We start from the raw sequence: 26,301 nt of genomic DNA, 5'->3' as shown, positions 1-26,301 counted from the left end.
GCGGCACATGCTCATGAGTCACCAAAACGCCCATTCTGAAATAACAAGGGATGGGTGTGATGAACATTTTGCGGATAATGCCTGTATCAACGACTATCTGGAAGTTTTGCGCAGTCAGCGCCAACTTTCACCGCATTCAATTAGCGCCTACCAGCTTGATTTGCAAGAATTACAGCAGCTCGCTGGCAAACAAGGGCTGGTAAGTCTCGAAACCAAACATATACGCCGTTTCACCTCTCAATTGCATGCGCGTGAGCTTAATCCGCGCAGCATTGCACGCAAACTGTCGAGCTGGCGTGGCTATTACCATTGGTTGATGGAACAACATGGCTTAGCCAGTAACCCGGTTGAAGGCATACGCGCACCAAAAAAAAACAAACCCTTACCCAAGGCACTCGGTGCAGACGATGCCGTACGTCTGGTCTCGCAAGCTAGCTCTGATCAGGCAACCCCGCTCGCTAACCGGGCGATGTTTGAACTCTTGTACTCCAGTGGCTTACGGGTCTCAGAATTAATTGGCTTAGATATTCAATTTATTCACGAAGGTAACTACAGTTCCGCTGGTTGGGTCGATCTTGAAGAAGCCGAAGTTCATGTCACAGGTAAAGGCAACAAACCGCGTATCGTTCCTGTGGGTGGCCCAGCAATCCAGGCATTGCGGGAATGGATAGCGATCCGTGGCAGCTTGCTCAAAGCAGATCCTCATCCACTGTTTTTAACCGGACGTGGTACCCGTATGTCAGCACGATTGGTGCAACTGCGCATTAAAGCACATGCCCAAAGTCTGGACATCCCAGCCAATGTGCATCCACACATGTTGCGTCATTCGTTTGCTTCGCATGTGTTGCAATCCTCGGGTGACTTACGCGCGGTACAAGAAATGCTCGGACATAGCTCAATTGCCGCAACGCAAGTCTATACATCGCTGGATTTTCAGCATCTGGCGAAGGTCTACGATGCCACCCATCCACGCGCAAAGAAATAAGATACTCCCCCGTCATTTTTTATTTTTATACCATTTGTCACAGTAAATGCAATGGCATTTTTTTATACTCCTACCTAGTATATATTAAACACCCGTCAATACCACACCCCGATATCAGCACACTGGCCTCAGGTTCGCCGCTGCGATTAAGTCAAAACGTTGAGGCGAATATAGCCATCTTTTGCAACTCAATTGCATTTTGATGCATAATATCCGCCTGACCCAAAAGCACATGCATAATGAAAACCGAACCTAAGCAGACGCTTTCCAACGAAGATCTTCCCGCCGCAAACATGCTGGAAGCAAGCGGCGTGCGTGCAACATTTGCTCGACGTCAGGTTCTGGCAGTATTACTGGGCAGCAACCGCGCCATGTCTCATCTGGATGTGCAAGCAGCACTACCAGCCATGGACAGAGTCACGCTGTACCGCGCTCTCGATTGCCTGACCGATGCTGGCATCGCACATAAAATTTCCGGGGATGACAGAGTTTTTCGCTACAACACCGGCAAAGAACAGCCTAAGCACGGACACCAGGCGAACCCACAACATGCACATGGACATTTCAAATGCACCCGCTGTAGCCGCGTGTTTTGCCTCGACGATGACGCACACCACAACATCATGACCGAACCGTGGCAAACCAAGCTAGAAAGTTCACTAGAAACTACGCTGGGCGCTGGTTTTCAAAGTCACGAAATAGAACTGACAATTAAAGGCTGGTGCGCCGATTGCGCACAATAGCTCTCACATAATGCAACCACCAAAAAGACGATACCCATGGCACTGATACCAACCACCATCCTGACGGGGTTTTTAGGCGCAGGAAAAACCACTTTATTGAATCGTATTCTGCAAGAAAATCACGGCTTCAAAATTGCGGTCATTGAGAATGAATTTGGCCAGGAAAACATTGACAATGAAATCCTGGTCCAGGATAGCAATGAGCAAATTATCGAAATGAATAATGGCTGTATTTGCTGCACGGTACGTGGTGATCTGATCGTCGCCTTGTCCAAACTGGTACAACAAAAAAATGAAGGCAAAATTGATTTTGATCACGTGATCATTGAAACCACCGGACTCGCGAACCCTGGTCCGGTTGCGCAGACTTTTTTTGTTGATGAAGAAGTCGGCACCTACTACATGCTCGATGCGGTGGTCACGGTCGTTGATGCGCGTCATGCTATGCAACAATTGGACGCACATGAAGAAGCACAGCGTCAGGTTGGCTTTGCGGACAAAATCCTACTGTCCAAAACCGATCTGGTAGAAGCTGCTGAGGTCGCCACCTTGCGCAGCCGCTTAACGCGCATGAACCCGCGTGCACCGATTGCAGCCGTTGATTTCGGTAAGATCGCAATTGCCGAAGTGCTGGATCTGAAGGGTTTCAATTTAAATGCCAAATTAGATCTGGATCCGGATTTTTTACGCGCCGAAGAAGCAGAACATGCGCATGATCATGAGCACGACCACGAACATTGCGATGCCGACTGCCAACATGAGCACCATGCGCATGAGGATCACAGCCATCAGAATCACCATCACTCGCACCACACGGATGACATCGCCGCTTTTGTATTTAAAAGTACGCGCCCATTCAATACCGGACAACTCGACGAGTTTCTCGGCGGCTTAGTTCAGGTGTTCGGCCCCCGCATGTTGCGCTACAAAGGTGTGTTGTATATGCAAAACGCTGACAGAAAAGTGATTTTCCAAGGAGTTCACCAAATTATGGGCACAGATGTCGGTATGAAGTGGGGCGATGATGAAATAAAAGAAAGTAAAATCGTCTTTATTGGGAAAAATCTGCCAAAAGAGATATTTATTCAAGGTTTAGAGCATTGTTTGGTATAAACTATCGGGCTACTGATAATAGGTATTGTCTGTTGGACAAGTGACAATCTTTACAATATCATTGCGATTGTCAGTAAGGGGAGGATAATTATCTAAGATGAATGTCCATTTTAGATTTTTTCTACGTATTAACCCGTTGTATCGAAAGTAAGCGAAGTGGCAACTAAATCACCTAAATCGACTGCTACAGTCAGCGCCCCCGAAGCTCTGCTCACCGAGGAACAAATCCTCGCGATGGGAGAGAAGGATTATATGAACGCTGCACAACTGGCATTTTTCAAGGCCCGTTTGCAGCAGCTTGAAAAGGATTTATTGAAGAATGCCGATGAAACAACCGAGCATCTTCGTGAAACTGTGCTGGTGCCTGACCCGGCCGACCGCGCAACGATAGAAGAAGAGCATGCTCTGGAACTGCGTACGCGCGACCGTGAGCGCAAGCTTCTGAAAAAAGTACAACAAGCGATCGCCAGCATTGACGAAGGCGATTACGGCTGGTGCGAAGAAACTGGCGAACCTATCGGTGTTCCACGCTTGCTCGCACGTCCAACTGCAACGCTGTCACTGGAAGCGCAGCAACGACGCGAAATGAAACAAAAGCTGTACGGCGATTAATTTTAGGCATCTTTATGCCGTCAAAATTGATGGCAGTTTTAATAAAAAAAGCGCAACTGAGGTCGCGCTTTTTTTTATTTACGCATTAAACCGCTACATCAATGCGCTGTAAATACCCACCAAACCAACGAAAAAAATGTTGGAAAAAACCCAAAAACCTTATAGAAGTTATATTTTCCGACGGAAATAATGTTACCAATTGTAATGGTCTGTTTTCTTAGAATTTTCCCACTATTGGCGCGAAAAAAAGGAATCTTTTGTTTTTCTCGAAAAATCATTATAAATACAGATGAAATTCTTCGAATACAGTATTTTTAAATACTCTCAGGCAATCCTTCGCTTTTCCCTTTTATAAAAATGGTTAAAGCTTGTATCTGCCGCTTACAATTGATACTAAAATCAGAATATACTTAAACCTTGTCAATTTACTGCCGTTTTTTTGGCGTCAATTATTTTCGGGAATACAGTGGGGATTTTTTCTCTTTTTGGTAAAAAAGGTGGCAGGAAAGAAGATCACTCCACCGAGAAATCTTCTGCCAGGAAAACTCGTTCTAAATCTGCGAACACGGTCATTACCGGCTTCCAGGATAGCGAGATCTTTACCAATTCCATCATCGCTCAACGTCACATCGCGCGCGCCACCGAACGCAAGATTGACGCGATTGAGTTTGAAATGTCGCGCGACATCGTTAAAACTCGTCCACCGGCAGTTAGTAAATTAGACATTCCAAAAGCAGTCGGCAAATTAAGCGAAAATAGTCGTTACGACATCACTGAAACTACGCAACCACTTGGTGTGAGACCATCCGCGGTAGAGTTTCAAACGACCCTGCCGATGACGATGCCAACCGACTATCTGCTCGGCCATCATTCAGAAATGTCGGGCGCTGCGGTTTCATATAGCGAATCCGTACCGGTACTCGAAGAAGCAGCGATCCTGTTCGCCAGCGGTCAAAATGATGTCGCTGAGCAAATGCTCAACGCTGCCGTTCACCACCAGAATTTAAGTTCAGCCACCGAAATTGGCTGGCAAATGCTGTTTGATTTGTATCGCATTACCAATAACCAGCACAAGTTCGAGAGCCTCTCTCTGGACTATGCGAACAAATTTGAAACCTCGCCGCCTCTTTGGCCAGAGAACAACGGGTTCGTGAATACAGATACCCTTTCCGAAGCAAATGGCGTGACGCCAAGTATTATGTTTCCGCCAAAACTCGATAGCGGAATCGTCAAAGTACTTGAAAAAATGCAGCAAACAAGTGCAAAGAGCCAATCTCTGCGTTTAGATTTCAGCCGCATTAAAGAAGTTGATCCTATCGGTTGTGGCTTGTTATTACGCAGTCTGAAAAACCTGAAAAAGACCGGCCACGATCTGATGTTGGTCAGCGCACAAGATCTGGCGGAAAAAATTCGCTCGATATTGCAGGTTGGCAGACGTGACGAAACTGAAGCCCCGTGGCTTTTGTTGCTTGAGATACTGCAATTGCTTCACTTTGAACGTGCGTTCGAAGAAGCAAGTATGGATTACTGCATCACGTTTGAGGTGTCGCCACCTTCATTTGAAGCCCCCAAAGTGAATGTCACCAGCTCCTTCCCTGAGATCAAGGCATCAGCCGAGGAAGAATACGCCGATCGATTCATGATGCCCGCTTCTATCGAAGGGCGGGTTGAACCTTTGATCAACCAAATTTCAGACAAAGCTGAACATTTAAATCCTCTGGTGCTTGATTGTTCTAAGCTGGAGCGCGTTGAATTTAGCGCCTCTGCGGAATTACTCAATGGGTTGGCCCCCATTGCCGCTAAACGCGGTATGTCGATCGAATTCAGAGAAGTGAATTACCTTGTCATGATGCTCTTTAATGCCATGGGCTTAAAAAATATCGCCAGCATTACCCTGCGCAAACATTAAAACGCGTTCGCTACCCTCATCTTGTAATTCTTCGGAAGCACCCCATTTTCTTTGAAGTCTGCTTGCGCAATGAGCGCAATCTCCTTGCATTTGTTTTCATTCGAACAAGTGCAGGTTTCAAATTTGCATGAGGAATACATGGAACAATTTCACGGCACCACCATTTTGACGGTACGACGCGGTAATGTCGTCGCCTTAGGCGGCGATGGTCAGGTTACTCTGGGCAATATCGTTATGAAGGGCACAGCGCGCAAAGTGCGCAAGCTGTATCACAACAAAGTACTAGCCGGTTTTGCAGGCGGCACTGCTGATGCTTTTACTCTCATCGAACGTTTCGAATCAAAATTAGAAAAGCATCAGGGTCATCTGATGCGCGCCTCCGTCGAGTTAGCTAAAGACTGGCGTACCGACCGCATGTTGCGCCGTTTAGAAGCAATGTTACTGGTCGCTGATAAAGACACCACTTTAGTGATCACCGGCAATGGTGACGTCTTAGAGCCTAACCAAGGTATTGGTGCAATTGGTTCCGGTGGCACATTTGCCCAATCAGCCGCCATCGCCCTGTTTGAAAATACCGATTTGTCGCCCGTTGAGATCGTCAAGAAGTCGCTGACCATCGCGGGTGAATTATGTATTTATACCAACTTATCACACACGATAGAAACGCTGGAATAGTGCGAACGTACCAACGTACAACGCGTTAATAGCGATCTTTAATCACCAGATTTTGCAAAAAACACTGCCCGCCACGACAAAAAGCGCGGAAAGTGCAAAGAAGCAGATAGGAATAATCATGAACATGACTCCGCAAGAAATTGTTTCCGAACTTGATAAACATGTGGTTGGACAAGCCAAAGCTAAACGTGCCGTCGCCATTGCGCTGCGTAACCGCTGGCGCAGACAGCAGGTGCAAGAGCCCCTGCGTCACGAAATCACCCCAAAAAACATTCTGATGATAGGCCCAACCGGCGTCGGTAAAACCGAGATTGCACGTCGTCTGGCAAAACTCGCCTATGCGCCTTTCATCAAAATCGAAGCGACCAAATTTACAGAAGTAGGTTATGTCGGTCGCGACGTTGACACCATCATTCGTGATCTGGTTGATATCGGCATCAAACAAACACGTGAAGCAGCGACGCGTAAAGTTCGTGCGCGTGCTGAAGACGCGGCAGAAGATCGCATCCTCGATATCCTGCTGCCACCACCACGTGATTTTGGCATTCACCCAGAAAATACCGAAGCTGCGCCAGCGGACAACACCACCCGCCAGACTTTCCGTAAGCGCCTGCGCGAAGGTGCAATGGACGACAAAGAAATCGAAATTGAAGTCGCCGAGCCAGTCACCCACATGGAAATCATGGCGCCACCGGGCATGGAAGAAATGACCGAGCAAATCAAAACCATGTTTTCTGGTATGGGTAACGGTAAGAAAAAGTCCCGTAAGCTGAAAATCAAAGAAGCATTAAAACTCTTGGCCGAAGAAGAAGCGGGGAAGATGGTCAATGAAGAAGAGTTAAAACAAGAAGCGATCCGCAATGTGGAACAAAACGGTATTGTGTTTTTGGATGAAATCGACAAGATTGCGTCACGCTCGGATGTCGGCGGCGCGGAAGTCTCACGCGCTGGTGTGCAACGCGATTTGCTGCCGCTGGTCGAAGGTACCACCGTCAATACTAAATACGGCATGATCAAAACCGACCATATTTTATTTATTGCTTCTGGTGCTTTCCATCTGGCTAAGCCATCCGATCTGATTCCTGAATTGCAGGGGCGCTTCCCTATCCGCGTCGAATTGGAATCCTTATCAGTGGCTGATTTTGAACGTATTCTGACGGGTACCGACGCTTGTCTGACACGTCAATATCAGGCTTTACTAGCGACCGAAGATGTGACTATCGAGTTTTCACCTGCAGGGGTGGAACGTTTGGCTGGTATTGCCTATTCCGTCAATGAAACTACGGAAAACATCGGTGCCCGTCGTTTGTACACAGTGATGGAAAAACTGTTGGAAGAAATTTCTTTCGACGCCCATCAAAACAGTGGCAAGACGATTACCATCGACGCTGAATATGTTGATCAACGCCTGCAAGCTTTGTCTGTGAACGAAGACTTGTCGCGCTACGTACTGTAAGCATCTCGGGTAACACATTTGCGAGTTTCACTATGGCGAATAAAGCATTAGCAACACGTCAAAAAATGCAATTCCGGGTGGAACCCGCACAAATGCCTGCCCGCCTGAAAAATCAGCGCGGTGCGGGTACAATTCCAGCTTATCTGAGACAAAAACCGGTGAAAGAGGTACGGCAAACCAAGTCAGACTCTGACACCAGTGCTGCTTCATCGACCAAACCCAACGGGAACGACAATGTTTGAAACTACCGCAGCAAGCGATAAACCTGACTACGCTCTTCTGTCACGTCAAGTCAGCAGTATTCTGGAAGGTGAACGCAATCTGAGTGCGAATGCAGCGCAATTTTCGGCCTTGGTTTATCACAGCATCAGCGATCTGAACTGGGCCGGATTTTATTTATGCACGCCAGCGAAAAATCCAACGGCTGAATTTCCACAAGATTTGTTGGTTGGCCCATTCCAAGGCAAAGTCGCTTGCGCACGTATTCCCTTCAAACGCGGTGTGTGCGGTACTTCCGCGGCACAACGCCAGACTATCCTGGTCGAAGACGTGCATGCTTTCCCTGGTCATATCGCTTGCGATTCAGCATCAAATTCTGAAATCGTCATTCCAGTGATCAAGGACGGTGTGTTATTTGGTGTATTTGACATCGACAGCCCACGCCTGCGCCGTTTTTCCACCGAAGACCAGCAAGGTCTGGAAGCGATGGTGGCAGCATTTGTAGAAGCCACTGATTTTTCCTAAACAACTTCAGCGGTTATAGACTTTTAAGATATTCCAACTTCCACGCTTTGCCATTCACAAGAAGATGTGGACTATTTTTGATCAGGCTGGCATAGTTTTTTTTATTTCAAATTGAGAGGCTCCGAGAAATCCGGGCCTCTTTGTTTTTGGTTCAACAATCGTTTTGTCTTTGCGACCAATTTAACGGAAATCAATAGGGCGCGAATTCAGATGAAATGATCCACCGATTGCCTTTTCGAAAAAAAGGCCCAGTCATTTTTCAATGAACCACTGATTGGCGTCGAAAATGGAAAGCCGACTTAAGATTTGATCTGAATGCGTATGATCAATTGAGCTACAGTCCCAAGAATGTTTCGCCTCATTAATGAATAACAATCGATGAGCAACGGTTTGCAGACATTCATTGTCTTATTTTGACCTGCCTACACAGTTTCCATCGACATCAGATGTCCAGATCATGGATTCCCTCCCTTCTTCCTTGTCACGCTTTTCACCAAAATTGACACATTCTTGCTCTGTGTTTTTTACATGAGTTGTGGACTTGCTTTCACAACTTCCGTCATTGCCGACTGTCCAGGTTCCGGGTTTCCTTCCTTGCTCTTCATCGTATTTCGCCCCAAATTGCACGCACGTATCTTCTGTCATTGCTATATGATTTTTTTCGTCGATTTTATTTTTGGTGCAGCCCGACAAAAATAAGCTACTAAGCAAAATTAATATTAGAAGCATTTTCATTGTGGTTTCCTTTTGTGTTTTTTGATTTCCATCATTCATGGAAGTTAGGACTATAATTTTTTCGACGATATTAAGAAAAAATATTCATCCGGGTATTCGTGGAAACAGGAATGTATCTTGAAGGACTAGAAGTTGATACGGTAATAACGTAAAAATTTCACCGATTGCCATCTTGAAGAAAGCGGTAAATGTCAAAACCTGGCCGTAAGTTCGCTGAATTCCGTAGCAGATTAAGAAACCACTTACATCCAGATTACCCGAGAGAGGGCTTATAAGCCCTGATCCACGAAATTTTTAGAATATTTTAGACCGCAACGCCAAGGTCTAGCGAGTTGCGTAATGCTGAATGACCGCTAAACTCGGTTAGCCGTCAGTGATGTCTGGCTGGCAGTGACAAGTCAGTGCCCATTGGAGGCAGACGTTTAATCAGAAACCGGACGTTTCTATTAATAGTTTTAGCAGATAAATTACGAATCAATCTTAATATAAAATTATGTGTCGCAAAAATAGCGTGACTTTATAAAGTGTCCGGTCGTATAACTTTTCTGCTGTATAAATGATCAATCCGGATTCAATAGAGCAAAAAAGTACCATTGACCAAAATTGATATGCTGAAGAACTCTCTGATTTTTTACTCTTTTTGTGTAAGCATTTTTGCTATTTGAGGTGAAATAAAATTCAAAAACTTTTGGGTACAGTTTTCTCAATTTCCAAAATGAAATAGCAGCCACACTTGCGATAATTTAAAATTTTAAGAATAGCAACTTTATTTCAGGCACACCGTGATTGATCTCTGCAATTGCTAAAGAGTTTTGCGCTGGCATTTTTCTTTGCAACAACACTAGCAAAGCCTGACCGGGTCATCTAGACTGGATTAATCCAATCCGCTAAGGAATAGACCATGCCTGGATGTCGTCGCCGGAAAACAATGCGCAAATACGCCCGACCTTTGCGGCGTCGGGATATCACCACTCGCTTTTTAGTCGATATTGGTATTTACTATCAAGATGTGCTGGGGCAAGCCAGAGCCATGACTTTTCTCAGGCATCAAGAGATTCCGGAACCAGTTATCCAGCGCGTCTTATATACCCCGGAACTCAGGCGGCATTACTAGCACTTGGACAAATTCGTACTTAGTGCGCTTCCTGTTTGGCGTCCCGCGACAGCAAACGGGCGATCATTTCTGGCGCTGAAATTCCGTCAAACAAAACGCCTGCAACCGCATTGGTAATCGGCATATCGATACCCAGCTTCTGCGCCAGCGACCGTACTGCCTGCGCACATCGCACACCTTCGGCCACGTGCCCCAGATCCTGAACAATCGCGTCTAAGGTTTTGCCCTGCGCCAGCGCCAGACCCACTTTGCGATTGCGTGACAGATCGCCGGTACATGTCAAAATCAAATCGCCGACGCCGGTTAAACCCATCAAAGTTTCGGCTTTACCGCCTAAAGCCACACCAAGCCGGCTGATTTCTGCCAGGCCACGGGTCATTAAGGCTGCGCGGGCATTCAAACCCAATCCCAGGCCATCCGCGACGCCAGTGGCAATTGCCAGAATATTTTTGACCGCTCCACCGACTTCGACGCCAACCAGGTCATCGCTGGAATAGACGCGCATCGCATTCACATGTAGCGCTTGTACGACCAGTTGGCATAGATCAGGAGAGGCAGAAGCAATCGTCAATGCGCATGGCAAACCCCTGGCAACTTCTTGCGCAAACGAAGGACCAAGCAACGCACCGGTACGTACGTCTGCCCCCAGAATCTCCTGTGCAATCTGATGCGGAAGCAATTGCGTTTGTTCTTCAAAGCCTTTACACAACCAGATGACGTTCTTGGGTTGAAAAGACTGGCAGGCCAATAAGGTCGGGCGCAAACCAGATACGGAGGTGGCGATGACCAATAAATCATGTTCACCATTGGCGTGTTGTAGGGCAGCCTCAAAGTTGGCACTCACTTCAAGATTGACCGGCAAAGGAAAACCAGACAAATAGACGGTGTTCTCACGCTGCGTTTGCATGGTATTCATAGCAGCAACATTACGACCCCATAGCAACACGTTATTTTTTGCAGTCAGGGCTATTGCGACCGCAGTACCCCAGGCGCCAGCACCCAATACGCTAATGTTCATGGTCATACCCCATGGTTAAATTTCAACAGCATGATTAATCTTGTCCGAATCGACGTGAATGACCGACAATTCAGATACTCCTATTAGTATATTTTTTATCGCCAGATAAGGCATTGAGAATTGGCTAAAATTTTACTTTATGTAGGGGAGTATATTTAAAACATCCTATTCGTAACTGAAATTCAGAACTAAAATTCAGAACTAAAATTTAGAATTTAATACAAATAAAAAGGACAGCACGCTGTCCTTTTTATTTGTGAGCGACAAGCCAATGTCTGACTGAAAATTACAGTCCCCAGACTTCATTGACCTTCACATAGCCCAATTGTCCATCGCGATGTTTGACCTTAACCCAGCCACTGGTAGCAGGCTCAGCCATTTCCAGCACGACACTTTTATCAGCACTAAATACCAAAGGCGAAGCGTCGTCGGCAGTTTCGCGTACTTTGGCATTTGCTACTCTCACAATCAGATTACGACGGGTAATCAAATCTTTGGATTCGATCCAGCTTAAGTCACCCGACATATCCCGGACTTTACTCCAGGCACCTGAAGTAAATACTACTTCCACTGGCATTCCTCGCGGCGCGACATACAATTTTCCGCCCTTTTGCGAAGGCGCATCGTACATGATGACGGGAGAAGCACCGACCGAACGGAATTCTATGGCTTGCGCAGAGACGCTTGCCAACATAGGCAGCAAGCTAACGCAGCAGGTAGCAATCAAACGACGCATGGACTTCTTTCACAAACAAAACTGGCGTGGCCAGACATGCCGGCCAAACCAGTCAGTTACTGAAAATTATTGGATAGTTGCTGGTGCTGCAGTGTTTGCGCCGTCAGTTGCCAATTTTGCTTGTTCAGCAGCCATTTGCAAACGTTGTGCGTAGAACGCTTCGAAATTGATTTCAGACAGGTGAATCGGTGGGAAACCTGCGCGAGTGATCGCATCAGCTACGTTAGAACGCAGGTATGGATAAATGATGTTAGGGCAACCGATACCCAGCAATGGGTCGAGTTGATCTTCAGGAATATTGCGTGCCTCGAAAATACCAGCTTGTTTGCCTTCAACCAGGAATGCAACTTTGTCGCCGATTTTTGCGGTAACAGTGACTGTCACTGTCGATTCGAAAATACCATCAGCCAGCTTTTCAGAGCCAACATCCACGGATACTTCGATGCCAGGAGCCTGTTGTTCCAGGAAAATTGCTGGGGAATTTGGCTGTTCAAGCGACAAATCTTTCAGATATACGCGTTGAATTTGGAATACGGGCTGCAGATTTTCGTCAGACATGTGAGACTTTCTAAAATTCTAAAAGATTAAATAATGAGGACTTACGCAAAACCGCCCCAACGGTATTATGGCACCTGGCCGCACTCGTACACTGTCACCGCCATCCCTCACCAGGACAATTTTGCGGATGCCCTGACAAAACACAGCGAGACTGACAGATAAGGCCATTTTTGACCATTTCAAGATCGCGCCGTCATATTGTAGCAAGTAGACCCGATAAACAGCAATTTACTGATCAAGTCCGAACAAAATCAGGGGAAAATTCTGAAAAAGGCGAAAAAAAACGCCAACACCGCAGAAAATCACCTCTGGATTTGAGCAAACTACTCTCCAGCGAGATGCTATGGTGCTGACGTTGTTCTACGATGCGGGCAATTACGCTTCCGGATGCAGCAACTCATCGAGCTTACCAGCACGATCCAATGCTGATAAATCATCAAAACCGCCAACGTGGGTGTCGCCAATATAAATCTGCGGCACAGTGCGGCGGCCAGTTTTTGCCATCATTGCTTCACGCACGGCCGGATCCAGATCAACTCTGACCTTTTCAATTTCCTCGACGCCTTTGGATTTCAGCAAGCGTTCTGCCATGGTGCAGTATGGGCAAACCGCGGTGCTATACATCAGGACTTGGGGATTCACGGGTGCAGTCATTTCTTTACTCCTACTTATTTAACAATGGGCATGCCCTGGGTTTTCCAGGCTTCTGTGCCACCTTCCAGGCTAAACACCTGGGTAAAACCGGCTTTGCTTAACAGCGCAGCCGCATTCGCAGATCGTACACCTTGTGCACAGACCGTAATCACCACCGTATTTTTAGACTTTTCGATTTCTTTTATACGATTATTGAGGTCTGCCAACGGAATATTTTTTGCATTCGGCAAATGCCCTGCAGCAAATTCTTCCGCGTTACGCACGTCTAACACCAGGGTTTTACTCTGATTCATATATTGGGTTGCCTGGAATTGCGACACTTTGGCGCCACGACGTTGCAACATCGGGAACAGCAAAGCACCACCAGAAATCAGGGCAATACCGATCAGAAAAATATTATCAAGAATGAATTTCACAGGTTTCCAGTAGTAAAAATGGTTATAAGAAGCCCGTCATTATAAAATAGATGCTGATGACACATATTACTTAAAGCTTTAATGCAAAAATACAAGTATGTGAACGGCTTTTTTTAACGAATACTAACCACGACAATACTACTCCATCATGTACAAAATCGTTTTAATGCGCCACGGCGAATCTACCTGGAACCTCGATAACCGCTTCACCGGCTGGACCGATGTTGATCTGACCCCGAAAGGCGTTGCTGAAGCCACCCAAGCCGGAAAATTACTCAAAGAAGCAGGTTTTAGCTTTGATGTTGCCTACACTTCGGTACTCAAACGGGCGATCCGTACCATCTGGGGCACCCTCGATGAGATGGATCTGATGTGGTTACCAGTAGTACACGACTGGCGTTTAAACGAACGTCACTATGGCGCACTGCAAGGCCTGAATAAAGCAGAAACTGCCGCCAAATACGGTGATGAACAGGTTTTGGTATGGCGCCGTAGCTATGACACACCGCCAAACCCATTGGCAGAAGACGATGACCGCACCTCTTACAAAGACCCACGCTATGCAGGTCTGGATCGCGCCCAAATCCCGGTCACAGAATGTCTGAAAGACACCGTTGCACGCGTTATGCCAGCATGGGAAGACAGCATTGCACCAGCAATACGCTCTGGCAAACGTGTATTGGTGTCGGCACACGGCAATAGTCTGCGCGCCCTGATCAAAATGCTTGATGGCATCAGCGACGAGGATATCGTTAACCTCAATATCCCGAATGGTCAGCCATTGGTCTATGAACTCGATGCCGATCTAAAACCGATCAAACATTACTATCTCGGTGATCAGGCAGCCATTGATGCGGCGTTGAAAGCAGTTGCCAGCCAAGGCAAAGCTAAATAAACCTTGATGCAAAAATCGACCCGATTATTGTGTTCTGCCCTGCTGTGCCTGTCGTTTGGCGGCACAGCCTGCCTGAGTCTTGCCGCTAGTAATGCGCGCACCCAGCAAAAGACCCAGGCAGAAGCCGCACGTGCAGAATTACAACAAAAATTAAAAGCCCTCAAGACCGATATCAACAAAACCGAAAATGCAAAAGACCACGCCAACGATGCACTGGCAGAATCGGAACAAGCAATATCAGAGGCAGATCGTTCTTTGCGCGACTTGCAGGACGAACAAATTCAGACTGAAGACAAACTCAAGCAATTGCTAGAGCAACAACTGGCGCTCAAAACCCAGGTAGAAAAGCAAAAAACGCAGCTCTCAGCGTTCCTGCGCAGCCAATATATGCGTGGTGACAGCGATCGCATCAAATTGTTGCTCTCGGGCGATAACCCTAATCGCATCAATCGCGACTTGCAATACATGGGCTATGTGTCGCAAACACAAGCAAAAATGATAGAAAGTTTGCGTAGTAGCTTGCAAGCTGTAGAAAAAAACACCCAGGAAGCGCAAGATGCTAAAGCGGATCTGGATGATATTGCTGAAGAACAAAAGCAACACAAAGAAGATTTAGAAAAACAAAAGAAAAAACATGCTGCGTTAGTCAGTCAATTATCAGACAAACTATATGCACAAAAAAAACAGGCAGATAATCTGCAAAAAGATGAACAAAGGCTGAGTAATCTTGTCTCACGCTTGAATCAATTAATTGAAGAGCAGGCAAAAGCGGATAAAGCACGCGCTGAACAGGAAGAAAAACAAAGGCAAGAACGCATTGCAGCTGCACAAAAAGAAAAGGCAAGGTTAGCTGAACAAGCTGCAAACGATAAAAAAACAGGTAAAAAACCGGCACCGATCAAAAGTGCAAGTAATAATGCGAGCAATCCAAATGCGATCGACGCGGATGAGCCACCGAAGAAAAACAGGGTGGAAACCACGGCTTCCGGCGAGTTTGATCGTTTAAAAGGCCAATTGCACTTGCCTGTAAAAGGTGAAATTCTCGCACGTTTTGGCACTAAGCGCGGAGATGGGCCGAGCTGGAAAGGCTTGTTTATCAAGGCTGCTGAAGGCACAGAGATAAAGGCCATCGCCAGCGGCAAAGTAATTTTTGCAGATTGGTATAAAGGTTACGGCAACATGGTTATTGTTGACCATGGCGACCAATACTGGAGTTTGTATAGTAATAATCAGGCCGTGTTGAAACATGTAGGCGACACGGTAAAGACTGGCGATATCATCGCCAGCGCCGGAAACAGCGGCGGTAATGAGCAATCAGGTTTATACTTTGAAATCCGTCATCAGGGACGGGTATTTGATCCACTAAACTGGATCGTCGTTAAATAGGCTTTAGGTGAAACATGGGCAGCAAATTTAAGAATTTTAGTTTAATCGGCCTGGGCATGGTCGCTGGCGTGGCAGCATCCATGCAATTTTCAGCAATGGCACAAAAAAATGCTGCCAGCCCACTCCCGGTTGAAGAGCTGCGCCAGTTGGCAGACGTGTTCGGTCTGATCAAATCAGACTACGTAGAACCTGTCGATGACAGCAAATTGCTTTCCGAAGCCATTTCAGGCATGGTCGGCTCATTGGATCCTCATTCAGCCTACCTTGATAAAAAAGCCTTCAAAGAACTCAAAGAAGGTACGCAGGGCAAATTCGTCGGCTTGGGTATTGAAGTCGGCATGGAAGATGGCTACGTTAAAATCATCTCTCCTATCGAAGATTCACCTGCCTATCGTGCTGGTTTAAAACCAGGCGATCTGATCACCCGCCTTGATTCAGTTCCCGTCAAAGGTTTGACACTCGACGACGCAGTTAAAAAAATGCGCGGCGAGCCAAACACCAAGATCACCCTGACGATTGCCCGCAAAAACGAAGACAAACCCATCGTGGTGACGATCACACGTGAGTTGATCAAACAACAGAGCGTTAAAGCAAAAATGGTCGAACCTGGTTATGCATGGTTGCGTATTTCGCAATTCCAGGAGCCGACCGTTGAAGATATGGCGAAAAAAATCCAGACGTTGTACGCCCAGGATCCTTCTATCAAAGGCTTGGTGCTGGATTTGCGTAACGATCCAGGTGGCGTGTTACCAGGCGCAGTCGGTGTTGCTGCCGCATTTTTGCCAAAAGATGTGCCTGTTGTTTCAACCAATGGTCAATTGCCTGATTCCAAAGCCACGTTCTACGCCAAACGTGAATTTTATTCTGGTCGAGTCTCTGGCGATCCTTTAGCAAAATTGCCGGAAGCCGTAAAAAACGTGCCAATGGTAGTGCTGGTCAATACCGGTTCTGCCTCCGCTTCAGAAATTGTTGCTGGTGCTCTGCAAGATTACAAACGTGCCACAATCATTGGCACACAGAGCTTTGGTAAGGGCTCAGTACAGACTATCCGCCAAATTTCTGCTGATACCGCAGTTAAATTGACCACCGCACGCTACTACACGCCAAACGGTCGCTCCATTCAGGCGAAAGGTATCGTGCCTGATTTTAATGTCGAAGAAACAGCAGATGGCGATGGCTTCAATAGTTTGCGTACCCGTGAATCCGATTTGCAAAAGCATCTGAGCAACGATAAAGAAGCTGAATCGACTCGCCCAAAAGTCGATGAACTGGAAGAAGAGCAACGCCTGATTGCCCTGGCGAAGAAAAGTAAGCCTTTAGAATACGGTAGCAAAGATGACTATCAGTTAGCGCAAGCGCTGAACCATCTGAAAGGCTTGCCAGTCAAGGTCACAGAGCCAAAAGACGTTCACGAAAATAAAGAAGGCGGCGATAAGTCTGAGAAGGCTGAGAAGGCTGACAAAGCAGATAAGTCGGACAAGAAAAAATAAGCATCAGTGATCCTGCTAAAGGCCGCGACCAGCGGCCTTTTTTTACGATGATCAGTGTGCAAACTTCAACTACACTTTGACTGAATCTTGATATTTTCTGCCGCTAAGCCTGATGAACGATAATCAACTTCTCCGTTATTCCCGCCACATTTTGCTAGAACAGATCGGCATTGAGGGGCAAGAAAAAATCAATGCGGCCCGCGTGTTGATCATCGGTGCCGGTGGTTTAGGCTCGCCAGCGGCACTGTATCTGGCGAGCGCCGGGGTCGGTCACATGACGCTGGTTGATAATGACACGGTCGATCTGACCAATTTGCAACGCCAAATTTTGCATACGACGGATCGCGTCGGTTTGGCTAAGGTGATCTCGGGACAACAAAGTCTGCAACAGATCAACCCGGAAATTATCGTTATCCCCTTGCAAGAACGGGCGCAAGATCAGAGGCTCGAAGAATTAGTCCACGCGGCCGACATCGTGCTCGATTGCTGTGACAATTTTGTTACGCGCCATGCGGTCAATGCGGCATGTGTAAAGTATGCAGTGCCCTTAGTTTCAGGTGCAGCCATCGGTTTTGATGGACAGATCAGCGTGTTTGATCAACGCGATCGCAATGCCCCATGTTATGCCTGTTTATTCCCCCCTAAAGCACAATTTGAAGAAGTGCTGTGCTCCAGCATGGGTGTCTTTGCGCCATTGGTTGGAATTATCGGTACCATGCAAGCCGCTGAAGCACTGAAGCTGATCATGCACATCGGCGAATCGCTCAAAGGACGTTTGCTCATGCTCGACGCCATGCACATGGAATGGACAACGATAGGAATTCAAAAAAATCCGGCTTGTCCGGTTTGCAGTGGTTCACCTAACTTAACCCATCAGGCACATTAAATGTACACACTTTACTATTGTCCCAGTACCGCCAGCATGGTAGTTCATCTGGCTTTGTTAGAAATTGGTGCTGAACATGAACTCAAACTGGTTGATTTTGAGACCAGACAGCAAAAAGATGCCGCTTATCTGGCGCTGAACCCTAATGGGGTAGTTCCTACCCTTGTCATCGATGGCAAGGCGTATATCGAATCAGCTGCGTTGTTGATGATGTTAGCAGAACGCCATCCTGAAGCCGGGCTCGTCCCCGCTGCGGGCAGTACAGAACACGACCTGTGGCGGCAATGGCTAGTCTATCTGAGCAACGATTTACAATCGACTTTCCGTTTCTGGTTTTATCCTGGTGACCTTGGCTATACCGAACATCCGGAACCTGTGCGTCTGGCCTTACAACATAAGATAGAAACCATCTGGTCACATCTGGAAACGCATCTGAACAAGAATGGACCATATCTGCTCGGTGAACAATTTTCTGCCGCTGATTTATTTCTGACCATGTTAATGCGCTGGTCTCGCAATATGCCCAAACCCGCCACCGAATGGCCTGCCTTGAACGAGCTGACCCATCTGGTTACAAGTCGTCCTAGCTGGAAAAAAATGCACGCTATCGAAGCACTGAGCACTTGGCCTGAGGTGAAACCGGAGTGAAACCGATAGAGATGTATCGCGCCCTGCAAACTACGCAAACGCACCCTGAAGTCAGTATTTCAGAATTTATCGGGGTGCGTAATTTGCATTTATCTTCCGACGCAATTCAGGGGTCTATGCGTCTGGCCATGCCAGACCAGATCGAACTCGAATACGTGCAGCAAATGATGATGTGGTTGCTGTTTAAAAAAAATCCGCAACATATCGCGCAACTGGGGCTTGGCGCTGCGTCCTTAACCAAGTTTTGTTACCGTCAGTTCTCACAGGCCAAAGTGACGGCGATTGAACTCAATCCCCACGTGATAAAAGCTTGTCACGAACATTTCAAACTACCACCCAACGATGAGCGCTTGCAGGTGTTGGAAATGGACGCCATGGAATTTGTCTGCGACAGCAACAACCACCATCAGCTCGATATTTTACAAGTTGATTTATACGATGCCGCCGCCGAAGCACCAGCATTAAGCAGCCCGGCATTTTATCGAGCCTGTGCCGATTGCCTGAAAGACGATGGCATGCTCACCGTCAATTTGTTCGGCAATCCTGACAATTACGAAGCCAACTGCAACGCCAATATTGAAGCCTTAGAAGCCGCCTTTGATGCCGTGGTCTGGTTACCGATGGTACATGATGCCAACACGGTAGCCATCGCTTTTAAGCAAGCCCCCTCCGTCGATTTTGAAGCGCTCTACGAACGCGCGACAGAAATCAGACTCTCCATGAAATTACCAGCAGCCAAATGGGTGAATGGTTTGAAGGCGTGGATGGCTGATTAATCGCATCCAGTTGCATATATCGAGAACATACGGGCCATCAAGGTGGCGGGTTGCAACCCGTCAGAACCACCAGACAAAAGTAATTCCATCGAGGTTACTCAACCCCAAAAATTGCCGTAAATCAAAATCGTCACGTCAGCACTGTCTATTATTTCCTGATAATTATGAAGAAGAAATTTCCACTCGGAAATTTTTCATAAAGTATTCACAAAATATTCTTAAAATAAGCAAAAAACTTAACGTTTTTTAACGCCGAAAAGTTGGCATTCGGCTATTCTAATGGACTTAATTGTAAGCAAATATTACTGCTCATGACGTGTAACCCGGCGTTTCCCCATTTTAAGATGCGTCAGCATCTTGCAAAAAAAACTCGTAAAGGAAGCTTCATGTGTTTGGGAACAGATTTGGTCTGGATTCCTGAAATTGAGCGCTCTATACTGCAATTCGGTGACCGCTATTTGCGCCGCATGTTCAGTGAACAAGAATTGCAGGACTGTCACTCTGCGCAGCAACGAAACTATCCCAGCCTGGCGGCAAGAGTCGCTGCTAAAGAAGCAACCATGAAAATATTAGGACTGAACAAAGATACGGCGCTCTCTTGGAATTCAATCGAGGTTGTGCGTCGTACCAACGGCAGCCCGGGCTTACGCCTACATCGCGAGGCGCAGATATTGGCACGCGTTGCTGGTCTTGACGATTACGTGCTAAGCCTCAGTCATGAACATGAATATGCGATTGCAACTGTCATCGCAACATCAACATTTGGCGGCAAAAAAACAAACAGAATCTCTGTCAGAAACTAAACAACATCACAAAAACCTTACTTCTCCAATTCCATATAGCAATCGAAAGACTTTTATGAGCAAAGAACAAATTCGTCAGGTATTAAAGGAACATGGCAAATTTTCCACCGACATCGACAGTTTGGCTGACGACGCAGATTTGTATGAAGCCGGCATGACCTCCCACGCAAGTGTGAATGTCATGCTGGCTTTGGAAGATACATTTGATCTGGAGTTTCCAGATCGCATGTTAAAACGTAGCGTCTTTGAAAGTATTAATGCGATCAACGCTGCCATTGAAGAACTGACTGCCTGATATGAAAACCGATTCCCCCCTACTCACTTCCGCACGTGTGGTCGCACTGGAATTTGCCGCGCCACATGCTGACGCGGTCGATAAAGCAGCACGTTTCCCAATCGAAGCGGTAAACGCTTTAAAGCAAGAAAAATTGTTGAGTGCCTATGTCCCGGTTGAGCTGGGCGGCGCAGGTGCCAGCCTGAGTGAGTTGGTGGAAATCTGCGATATTCTGGCGCGCCAATGTGCAGCGACTGCGATGATTTTCGCGATGCACCAAATTCAGGTCATTACCATCGTCAAACATGCAGTGAATCATCCCTGGTACCGCAATTATTTGCAGGAACTGGTTCAGCATCAATATCTGATCGCCTCTGTCACCTCAGAAGTCGGCGTTGGTGGTGAAATGCGCCGTAGCCAATGCGCCGTGGAAATTGAGGGCTCACGCTTCAAATTGGTCAAAGATGCGACCACCATTTCTTACGGCGCGCAGGCAGATGATTTGTTGGTCACTGCACGTCGTGCACCAGATGCGGCCAATAGTGATCAGTCTTTAATTCTCGTACGCAAAGCCGATTACACACTCGCACAAAAAGGCAATTGGGATACCATGGGTATGCGCGGTACTTGCAGCCCACCATTCCTGATGACTTCCAGTGGCGATGTTGCGCAAATCATGGAAGCCCATTTTGGCGATATGTCAGCACAAACAGTCGTTCCAGTTTCCCACTTATTGTGGGGTGGATGCTGGACTGGCTGCGCAGCCGCCGCCGTCAACAAAGCACGTGCTTTTGTCCGTGGTCAGGCGCGTGCCAACCCGGGCACAGTGCCACCGACCGCTTTACGTTTAGCTGAACTCGTCAGCATGTTGCAAAGCTTGCGTACCTCAGTCAAAGCCTGCCTGACAGAATACGAAGAATTGGCCGCAGCTGAAGACGCAGCCGACGGTGTTTTGTCCTCCATCGGCTATTCACTCAAAATGAATAATCTCAAAGTAGATGCAACCCAGGCCTTGCCACAGATCGTCATTAAAGCCTTATCGATTTGCGGCATTCTGGCCTACAAAAACGATAATAAATTCAGTATGAGCCGCCATTTACGAGATGCGTTGTCCTCGATGTTAATGGTAGGAAACGACCGCATTTTAGCCACCAATGCGAATCTGTTATTAGTACTCAAAGACGACTAAACCCTAAGAGGAAGCCCATGTCTATCGATTTTTCTCCTGAAATTCTGACCAACGATCTGGTCGAAGCTGGTCATATTATTCCGGTCGGAGTACAAGGTATTTTTGGTCGTGGCCCGGTATTTGAAAAGGTACTACGCCTGTTCGATGATTACGTGTCACGTGTTGCTGCGAATGATAACGCCACCAAAATGTCGTTCCCGCCCTGCCTCGATCGCAAGGTATTAGAGCGCAGCGAATACCTCGATTCTTTCCCGCAATTAGCAGGAACTATTTTCAGTTTTACCGGTACCGAAGCACAGCACAAAGAGCTCATTGAAAACGTACATGAAGGTCGTCCGTGGACGCATCTGCAAACCATGACCGCAGTCTGTCTGACCCCTGCTGCTTGTTATCCGGTTTATCCTAGTTTTACCGGTACTTTGCCTGCTGAAGGCAAATTGGTTGATATGCAGAACTGGGTGTTCCGTAATGAACCCTCACCTGAACCGACCCGTATGCAGTCGTTCCGCGTCCGCGAGTTTGTCCGCGTGGGTACGCCAGAAATGGTCGTCGCATGGCGTGATACCTGGCTACAACGTGGTATCGATATTCTGCAATCACTCGGTTTGCCAGCACATTCTGAAGTGGCGTCCGACCCATTCTTTGGTCGTGGCGGCCGTATGCTGGCTGCGAACCAACGTGAACAACAGTTGAAATTTGAAGTCGTGATTCCGGTGATTTCCCAAGAAAAACCAACCGCTGTCTGTTCGTTCAATTACCATCAGGATCACTTCGGTAAACTATTTGAAATTAACACAGCCAGTGGTGAAGTCGCACACACAGCATGTCTGGGTTTTGGTCTGGAACGTATTGTCATGGCACTGTTTAAAACACATGGCATGGACACCGCAACCTGGCCAACAGCAACCCGCGAAATCCTTGGCTTATGAGTCTGTGCGCATTACCGAAAATTGATGTCAGCAGCTACCAGCCCCATGCATTGCACGGGGCTGAGCGTGCCTGGGCGGAAACCAATTGCTATATCGATGTCTGGGTAGAAGTCTTGCACGCGCAAGATCTTAATCCACTGGCTTGCCTGTCTATGGTATTTGCGAATGACTTTGATGGCGATCAGTGGACTTTTTACAAGCCACCACATGAAGACTTGTTTGCACTGTATGGCATCGACGTACAAGAGCTCAATGTCTGGCGCGGTTTACTACCTAATGCCTGCGAACAATTACGCCGTGGCCGCCTGGTCTTAACTGAATCCGATTCTTTTTATCTGCCAGATACATCGGGTACCGATTACCGCAGCAATCATGTCAAAACCACGATTGCGATTCAGGAAATCGATATCGATGCGCAACGCATGGGCTATTTCCATAATAGTAGCTACCATGAATTACACGGTGAAGATTTTGTCGAAACCTTCCGTATCGGCAAACCATATGATCCAACGTTTATGCCATTGTTCGCCGAATTCGTCAGACTTGATCGCTTACAACGACGCGATGACGCAGCACTTGCAAAGATTGCCCTCAGTTTGCTGCATAAACATATTGCACGTCGGCCTGAACACAATCCGGTCACCGCATTCGCCCCCGTATTTTTGAGCGATGTTGAAAATCTCAAAGAACAGGGCATGGCGGCGTATCACGCTTATGCGTTTGCCACCTTGCGCCAACTGGGCGCAGGTTTTAGTCTGGGAGCGCAATATTTGCGTTGGCTGGAACAACATGGACAAGGGGACTTCCGTATCGCGGCACAAGAATTTGACAGTATTTCTGATACGACTAAAACTTTATTACTCAAAACGGCACGTGCCGTAATGGGAAAAAAAGCCGTTGACCTATCTCCTCTGACACAACAATTGGCACACCACTGGACTCAGGGTATGACCGCACTTACGCATAGCCTGAAAAAGGTAGGCTGAGGCATGATGAGCAACGCATTTAGTCACCCATCAGATCACTCAGCAGACAGCAGCAATCCACTCTTAAGTGCTGACTGGCGTATGGTGATGACAGCGCCGTCGGCATTTTCCTCGCCTTTAGAATTAGCAATTCACGCCAGACAAAGCTTACCGGCAAAGCTTCCCTGCACCGCCGCATCGGTATTACGTGAAGCGAATCAATTTCAATATGGCGAGCATCAATTTGATACGCTCGATATCTGGTTTTTTTGCGAAGCAGAAATCAGTTCTGATGCCGCGTTTTTGCATTTTGATGGGCTCGCTGGGATAGTAGATATTTTCTGGAACGATAGACTATTAACACGTTGCGAGAATATGTTTGTGCGGCATAGTCTGGATCTGCAGGCATTGCAAATCCAAGGTATCGGAACACTCAGTCTGTGCTTCATTGCACTCGACAACTTGTTAGCAGAACGCAGACCACGCCCGCGCTGGAAAACCAAATTAGTCGAACAACAGCAATTGCGCTGGTTCCGTACCAGTCTGATCGGACGTATGCCCGGCTGGTCGCCACCAGTCGCGCCAGTTGGCCCGTATCGCGCCATCAGTCTGGAAATGCGTAACCCGCTTCGTTTGTGCAACCAACAAATGCATAGCCGATTGATGGGCACGGACGGCATCGTTGACGCTGTTTTAGAGTTTGAAACTGGCATTGCGATCAGCCAGGTACGCTTGCATGTGGGTGATCGTGCACAAGAACTCAAACTTGAGCAATCCGAAAAAAAATTAACACGCGCCAGCGGAGAGCTAGTATTTACCGATCCACAATGGTGGTGGCCACACACTCACGGCAAACCACATTTATACACGGCGTTTGTCGAAGTAATTTACCAGCAAGAAGACAAATCGGTCTCTCAATTTTTTGCCTTAGGCGAACTCGGTTTCCGTCATATCCACGTATTCCAAAGCAATGATGATTTTCATTTACATGTGAACGGCGTGTCGGTTTTTTGTCGCGGCGCCTGTTGGACGCCAACCGATCTGCTATCACTCAATGCTGATGAATCAGCACAAAGAAGAATGCTGACATTGGCGCGTGATGCCGGTATGAATATGCTACGCATCGTTGGCACCATGGTGTATGAGAATCCGATTTTTTATCGCCTCTGTGACGAGTTGGGCATACTGGTGTGGCAAGATTTTATGTTCGCTAACATGGACTATCCGGTCGGCGATTTGACGTTCGCACTAAATATACAAAACGAAGCTGAACAATTTTTACAACGCACGCAGATGTCGCCATGTATTGCCGTCTTGTGTGGCAACAGTGAAATCGAACAACAAGCAGCAATGTTAGGTCAACCGCCAGAACTTTGGCGCAATGCATTTTTTGCTGAGACCTTGCCACAACTCTGCCACAACCTGAGACCCGATGCAATTTACTGGCCATCCAGCCCGACAGGCGGCGTGATGCCATTCCAGGTCGATGCGGGAGTCGCGCATTATTTTGGCGTCGGAGCGTATTTGCGCCCGTTAGACGATGCACGTCGTAGCGGCGTACGTTTTACATCCGAATGTCTGGGTTTTTCGAATATGCCAGACGATGCACTGATCGATAGCATTCTTGACAATGGTGTTACGCCAGGTCCGCATCCAGACTGGAAACGGCGCGTACCACGTGACAATGGCACCAGCTGGGATTTTGAAGATGTGCGCGATCACTATATGGCCGAGTTGTATCGCGTCGACCCCATGCGCCTGCGTTATGCCGAACGTGAACGCTATCTGGCGTTAGCCCGTACCACGACTGGCGAAGTGATGGCACAAACAATACAAGAATGGCGTCGTCACGGATCAAGCTGCCGTGGTGCATTGATCTGGTTCTGGCGTGATTTGTGGGCGGGTGCTGGTTGGGGTGTTGTTGACGCGAACGGCAATCCCAAAGCGGCGTATTATTTTTTAAAACGTGCGATGGCACCACTGACGGTTTTTCTGACAGACGAAGGTTTGAACGGATTAGCGATGCACGTGGTAAACGATACACCGAACAACTTCGATGGCGAACTGGAGCTTTGTTTGTACAAGCGTGGTGAAACCTGCGTTGCGCGGGCTCGTCAGCACATCACGCTTGCCGCCCACAGTAGCGTCATGCTAAGAGCTGATGCCATTCTGCCGCACTTTTTAGATACGACTTACGCCTATCGTTTTGGCCCCGCTGGACACCATCTCGCCGGATTGCATTTATATACGACTGGTGCAGAAATACCACTGTGTAGTGATTACCACTTCACTAGCGGTCAGGATCTGGCAACAGAACGCGATCTGGGTTTAAGCGGCGAAATAACACAAGAGACCAATGGTGATTTTTTGCTGACCTTGCAGACGCAACGCGTGGCACAGGCTATTTACATCAATTCTCCCGGCATGACGCCAGACGACAATTACTTCCATCTGAGTCCTGGCATCAAAAAAACAATACGTCTCAGAGCACAACAACTTCCGATCACACCTAAAGTCAGCGTACAAGGTCTGAATATGCAAAGTAGCGTCAAATGTCAGATTCATCTCACCCCCGATCCCTCCGCAGGCTGA

General features: G+C 47.4%; 28 protein-coding genes. 22 read left to right on the top strand and 6 right to left on the bottom strand.

Annotation, left to right across the window (positions count from 1 at the left end; translation table 11 throughout):
• Positions 1-13 precede the first annotated feature (13 nt).
• The 9 genes from xerC (at position 14) to H8K32_RS11885 (ending at position 8,237) form a co-directional block, all read left to right on the top strand.
• A complete protein-coding gene (xerC, locus tag H8K32_RS11925; protein ID WP_186912760.1) occupies positions 14-985 on the top strand; it encodes a tyrosine recombinase XerC in 972 nt (323 codons plus the stop codon).
• A gap of 239 nt (positions 986-1,224) precedes the next feature.
• Positions 1,225-1,728 carry a Fur family transcriptional regulator gene (locus H8K32_RS11920; protein ID WP_186912759.1) on the top strand — a complete coding sequence of 168 codons (504 nt, stop codon included), beginning with the start codon at positions 1,225-1,227 and terminating at the stop codon, positions 1,726-1,728.
• A 36-nt stretch (positions 1,729-1,764) separates the two neighbouring features.
• Entirely contained in the window at positions 1,765-2,841 is a 1,077-nt protein-coding gene (locus H8K32_RS11915; RefSeq protein ID WP_186912758.1) for a CobW family GTP-binding protein, read from the top strand.
• A 207-nt stretch (positions 2,842-3,048) separates the two neighbouring features.
• Entirely contained in the window at positions 3,049-3,453 is a 405-nt protein-coding gene (dksA, locus tag H8K32_RS11910) for an RNA polymerase-binding protein DksA (protein WP_186912830.1), read from the top strand.
• A 466-nt stretch (positions 3,454-3,919) separates the two neighbouring features.
• Complete coding sequence (locus H8K32_RS11905) at positions 3,920-5,362, top strand: STAS domain-containing protein (protein ID WP_186912757.1); 1,443 nt, start codon at positions 3,920-3,922, stop codon at positions 5,360-5,362.
• Positions 5,363-5,500: 138 nt separating this feature from the next.
• The gene (hslV, locus tag H8K32_RS11900; protein WP_186884391.1) at positions 5,501-6,037 is read left to right on the top strand and encodes an ATP-dependent protease subunit HslV; all 537 of its coding nucleotides are present in this window, start codon (positions 5,501-5,503) and stop codon (positions 6,035-6,037) included.
• Between the two features lie 118 nt (positions 6,038-6,155).
• Entirely contained in the window at positions 6,156-7,493 is a 1,338-nt protein-coding gene (gene hslU / locus H8K32_RS11895) for an ATP-dependent protease ATPase subunit HslU (protein ID WP_186912756.1), read from the top strand.
• Between the two features lie 32 nt (positions 7,494-7,525).
• Positions 7,526-7,735: a hypothetical protein gene (locus H8K32_RS11890; protein ID WP_186912755.1), complete on the top strand. Its 210-nt coding sequence runs from the start codon at positions 7,526-7,528 to the stop codon at positions 7,733-7,735.
• Entirely contained in the window at positions 7,728-8,237 is a 510-nt protein-coding gene (locus H8K32_RS11885) for a GAF domain-containing protein (protein WP_186912754.1), read from the top strand. Before H8K32_RS11890 ends, H8K32_RS11885 begins: the two co-directional genes overlap by 8 nt.
• Positions 8,238-8,645: 408 nt before the next feature.
• Here H8K32_RS11885 and H8K32_RS11880 read toward each other — a convergent pair whose 3' ends face one another.
• Entirely contained in the window at positions 8,646-8,972 is a 327-nt protein-coding gene (locus tag H8K32_RS11880) for a hypothetical protein (protein WP_186912753.1), read from the bottom strand.
• A gap of 901 nt (positions 8,973-9,873) precedes the next feature.
• On the opposite strand from H8K32_RS11880, the gene H8K32_RS11875 reads away from it, so the two are divergent.
• A complete protein-coding gene (locus H8K32_RS11875) occupies positions 9,874-10,086 on the top strand; it encodes a hypothetical protein (RefSeq protein WP_186912752.1) in 213 nt (70 codons plus the stop codon).
• A 19-nt stretch (positions 10,087-10,105) separates the two neighbouring features.
• On the opposite strand, the gene H8K32_RS11870 is transcribed toward H8K32_RS11875, so the two are convergent.
• The 5 genes from H8K32_RS11870 to H8K32_RS11850 all read right to left on the bottom strand — a co-directional run bounded on the left by H8K32_RS11870 (position 10,106) and on the right by H8K32_RS11850 (position 13,468).
• Positions 10,106-11,104 (bottom strand): NAD(P)H-dependent glycerol-3-phosphate dehydrogenase, encoded by a 999-nt coding sequence (locus H8K32_RS11870; protein ID WP_186912751.1) that lies wholly within the window; start codon positions 11,102-11,104, stop codon positions 10,106-10,108.
• 286 nt (positions 11,105-11,390) lie between these two features.
• Positions 11,391-11,840 carry an SH3 domain-containing protein gene (locus H8K32_RS11865; protein WP_186912750.1) on the bottom strand — a complete coding sequence of 150 codons (450 nt, stop codon included), beginning with the start codon at positions 11,838-11,840 and terminating at the stop codon, positions 11,391-11,393.
• Between the two features lie 66 nt (positions 11,841-11,906).
• On the bottom strand, positions 11,907-12,398 hold the full coding sequence (secB, locus tag H8K32_RS11860) for a protein-export chaperone SecB (RefSeq protein WP_186912749.1): 492 nt from the start codon (positions 12,396-12,398) through the stop codon (positions 11,907-11,909).
• A gap of 375 nt (positions 12,399-12,773) precedes the next feature.
• Positions 12,774-13,052 carry a glutaredoxin 3 gene (gene grxC, locus H8K32_RS11855; RefSeq protein ID WP_186912748.1) on the bottom strand — a complete coding sequence of 93 codons (279 nt, stop codon included), beginning with the start codon at positions 13,050-13,052 and terminating at the stop codon, positions 12,774-12,776.
• Between the two features lie 14 nt (positions 13,053-13,066).
• Positions 13,067-13,468: a rhodanese-like domain-containing protein gene (locus tag H8K32_RS11850; RefSeq protein WP_186912747.1), complete on the bottom strand. Its 402-nt coding sequence runs from the start codon at positions 13,466-13,468 to the stop codon at positions 13,067-13,069.
• A 148-nt stretch (positions 13,469-13,616) separates the two neighbouring features.
• Here H8K32_RS11850 and gpmA point away from each other — a divergent pair, with 148 nt between their 5' ends.
• The 12 genes from gpmA (at position 13,617) to H8K32_RS11790 (ending at position 26,301) form a co-directional block, all read left to right on the top strand.
• On the top strand, positions 13,617-14,363 hold the full coding sequence (gpmA, locus tag H8K32_RS11845) for a 2,3-diphosphoglycerate-dependent phosphoglycerate mutase (protein WP_186912746.1): 747 nt from the start codon (positions 13,617-13,619) through the stop codon (positions 14,361-14,363).
• Between the two features lie 6 nt (positions 14,364-14,369).
• Positions 14,370-15,749 (top strand): murein hydrolase activator EnvC family protein, encoded by a 1,380-nt coding sequence (locus H8K32_RS11840; RefSeq protein WP_186912745.1) that lies wholly within the window; start codon positions 14,370-14,372, stop codon positions 15,747-15,749.
• A 14-nt stretch (positions 15,750-15,763) separates the two neighbouring features.
• The gene (locus H8K32_RS11835; protein WP_186912744.1) at positions 15,764-17,239 is read left to right on the top strand and encodes a S41 family peptidase; all 1,476 of its coding nucleotides are present in this window, start codon (positions 15,764-15,766) and stop codon (positions 17,237-17,239) included.
• Positions 17,240-17,351: 112 nt separating this feature from the next.
• Entirely contained in the window at positions 17,352-18,125 is a 774-nt protein-coding gene (locus H8K32_RS11830) for a HesA/MoeB/ThiF family protein (protein WP_186912743.1), read from the top strand.
• Entirely contained in the window at positions 18,126-18,773 is a 648-nt protein-coding gene (locus tag H8K32_RS11825) for a glutathione S-transferase family protein (RefSeq protein ID WP_186912742.1), read from the top strand.
• Positions 18,770-19,549: a spermine/spermidine synthase domain-containing protein gene (locus tag H8K32_RS11820; protein WP_343067993.1), complete on the top strand. Its 780-nt coding sequence runs from the start codon at positions 18,770-18,772 to the stop codon at positions 19,547-19,549. The genes H8K32_RS11825 and H8K32_RS11820 overlap by 4 nt, the downstream gene beginning before the upstream one ends.
• 386 nt (positions 19,550-19,935) lie before the next feature.
• The gene (gene acpS / locus H8K32_RS11815; protein WP_186912741.1) at positions 19,936-20,352 is read left to right on the top strand and encodes a holo-ACP synthase; all 417 of its coding nucleotides are present in this window, start codon (positions 19,936-19,938) and stop codon (positions 20,350-20,352) included.
• 55 nt (positions 20,353-20,407) lie between these two features.
• Positions 20,408-20,647: an acyl carrier protein gene (locus tag H8K32_RS11810; protein ID WP_186912740.1), complete on the top strand. Its 240-nt coding sequence runs from the start codon at positions 20,408-20,410 to the stop codon at positions 20,645-20,647.
• A gap of 1 nt (position 20,648) precedes the next feature.
• On the top strand, positions 20,649-21,815 hold the full coding sequence (locus H8K32_RS11805) for an acyl-CoA dehydrogenase family protein (RefSeq protein ID WP_186912739.1): 1,167 nt from the start codon (positions 20,649-20,651) through the stop codon (positions 21,813-21,815).
• 17 nt (positions 21,816-21,832) lie between these two features.
• Positions 21,833-22,744 (top strand): amino acid--[acyl-carrier-protein] ligase, encoded by a 912-nt coding sequence (locus H8K32_RS11800; protein ID WP_186912738.1) that lies wholly within the window; start codon positions 21,833-21,835, stop codon positions 22,742-22,744.
• Entirely contained in the window at positions 22,741-23,730 is a 990-nt protein-coding gene (locus H8K32_RS11795; protein ID WP_186912737.1) for a DUF1839 family protein, read from the top strand. The genes H8K32_RS11800 and H8K32_RS11795 overlap by 4 nt, the downstream gene beginning before the upstream one ends.
• A 3-nt stretch (positions 23,731-23,733) precedes the next feature.
• Positions 23,734-26,301 (top strand): glycosyl hydrolase 2 galactose-binding domain-containing protein, encoded by a 2,568-nt coding sequence (locus H8K32_RS11790; protein WP_222613093.1) that lies wholly within the window; start codon positions 23,734-23,736, stop codon positions 26,299-26,301.

The organism is Cognatundibacterium jejuense (assembly GCF_014284255.1).
GTDB lineage: Bacteria > Pseudomonadota > Gammaproteobacteria > Burkholderiales > Burkholderiaceae_D > Undibacterium > Undibacterium jejuense.
This window is presented reverse-complemented; position numbering and strand designations above follow the sequence as displayed.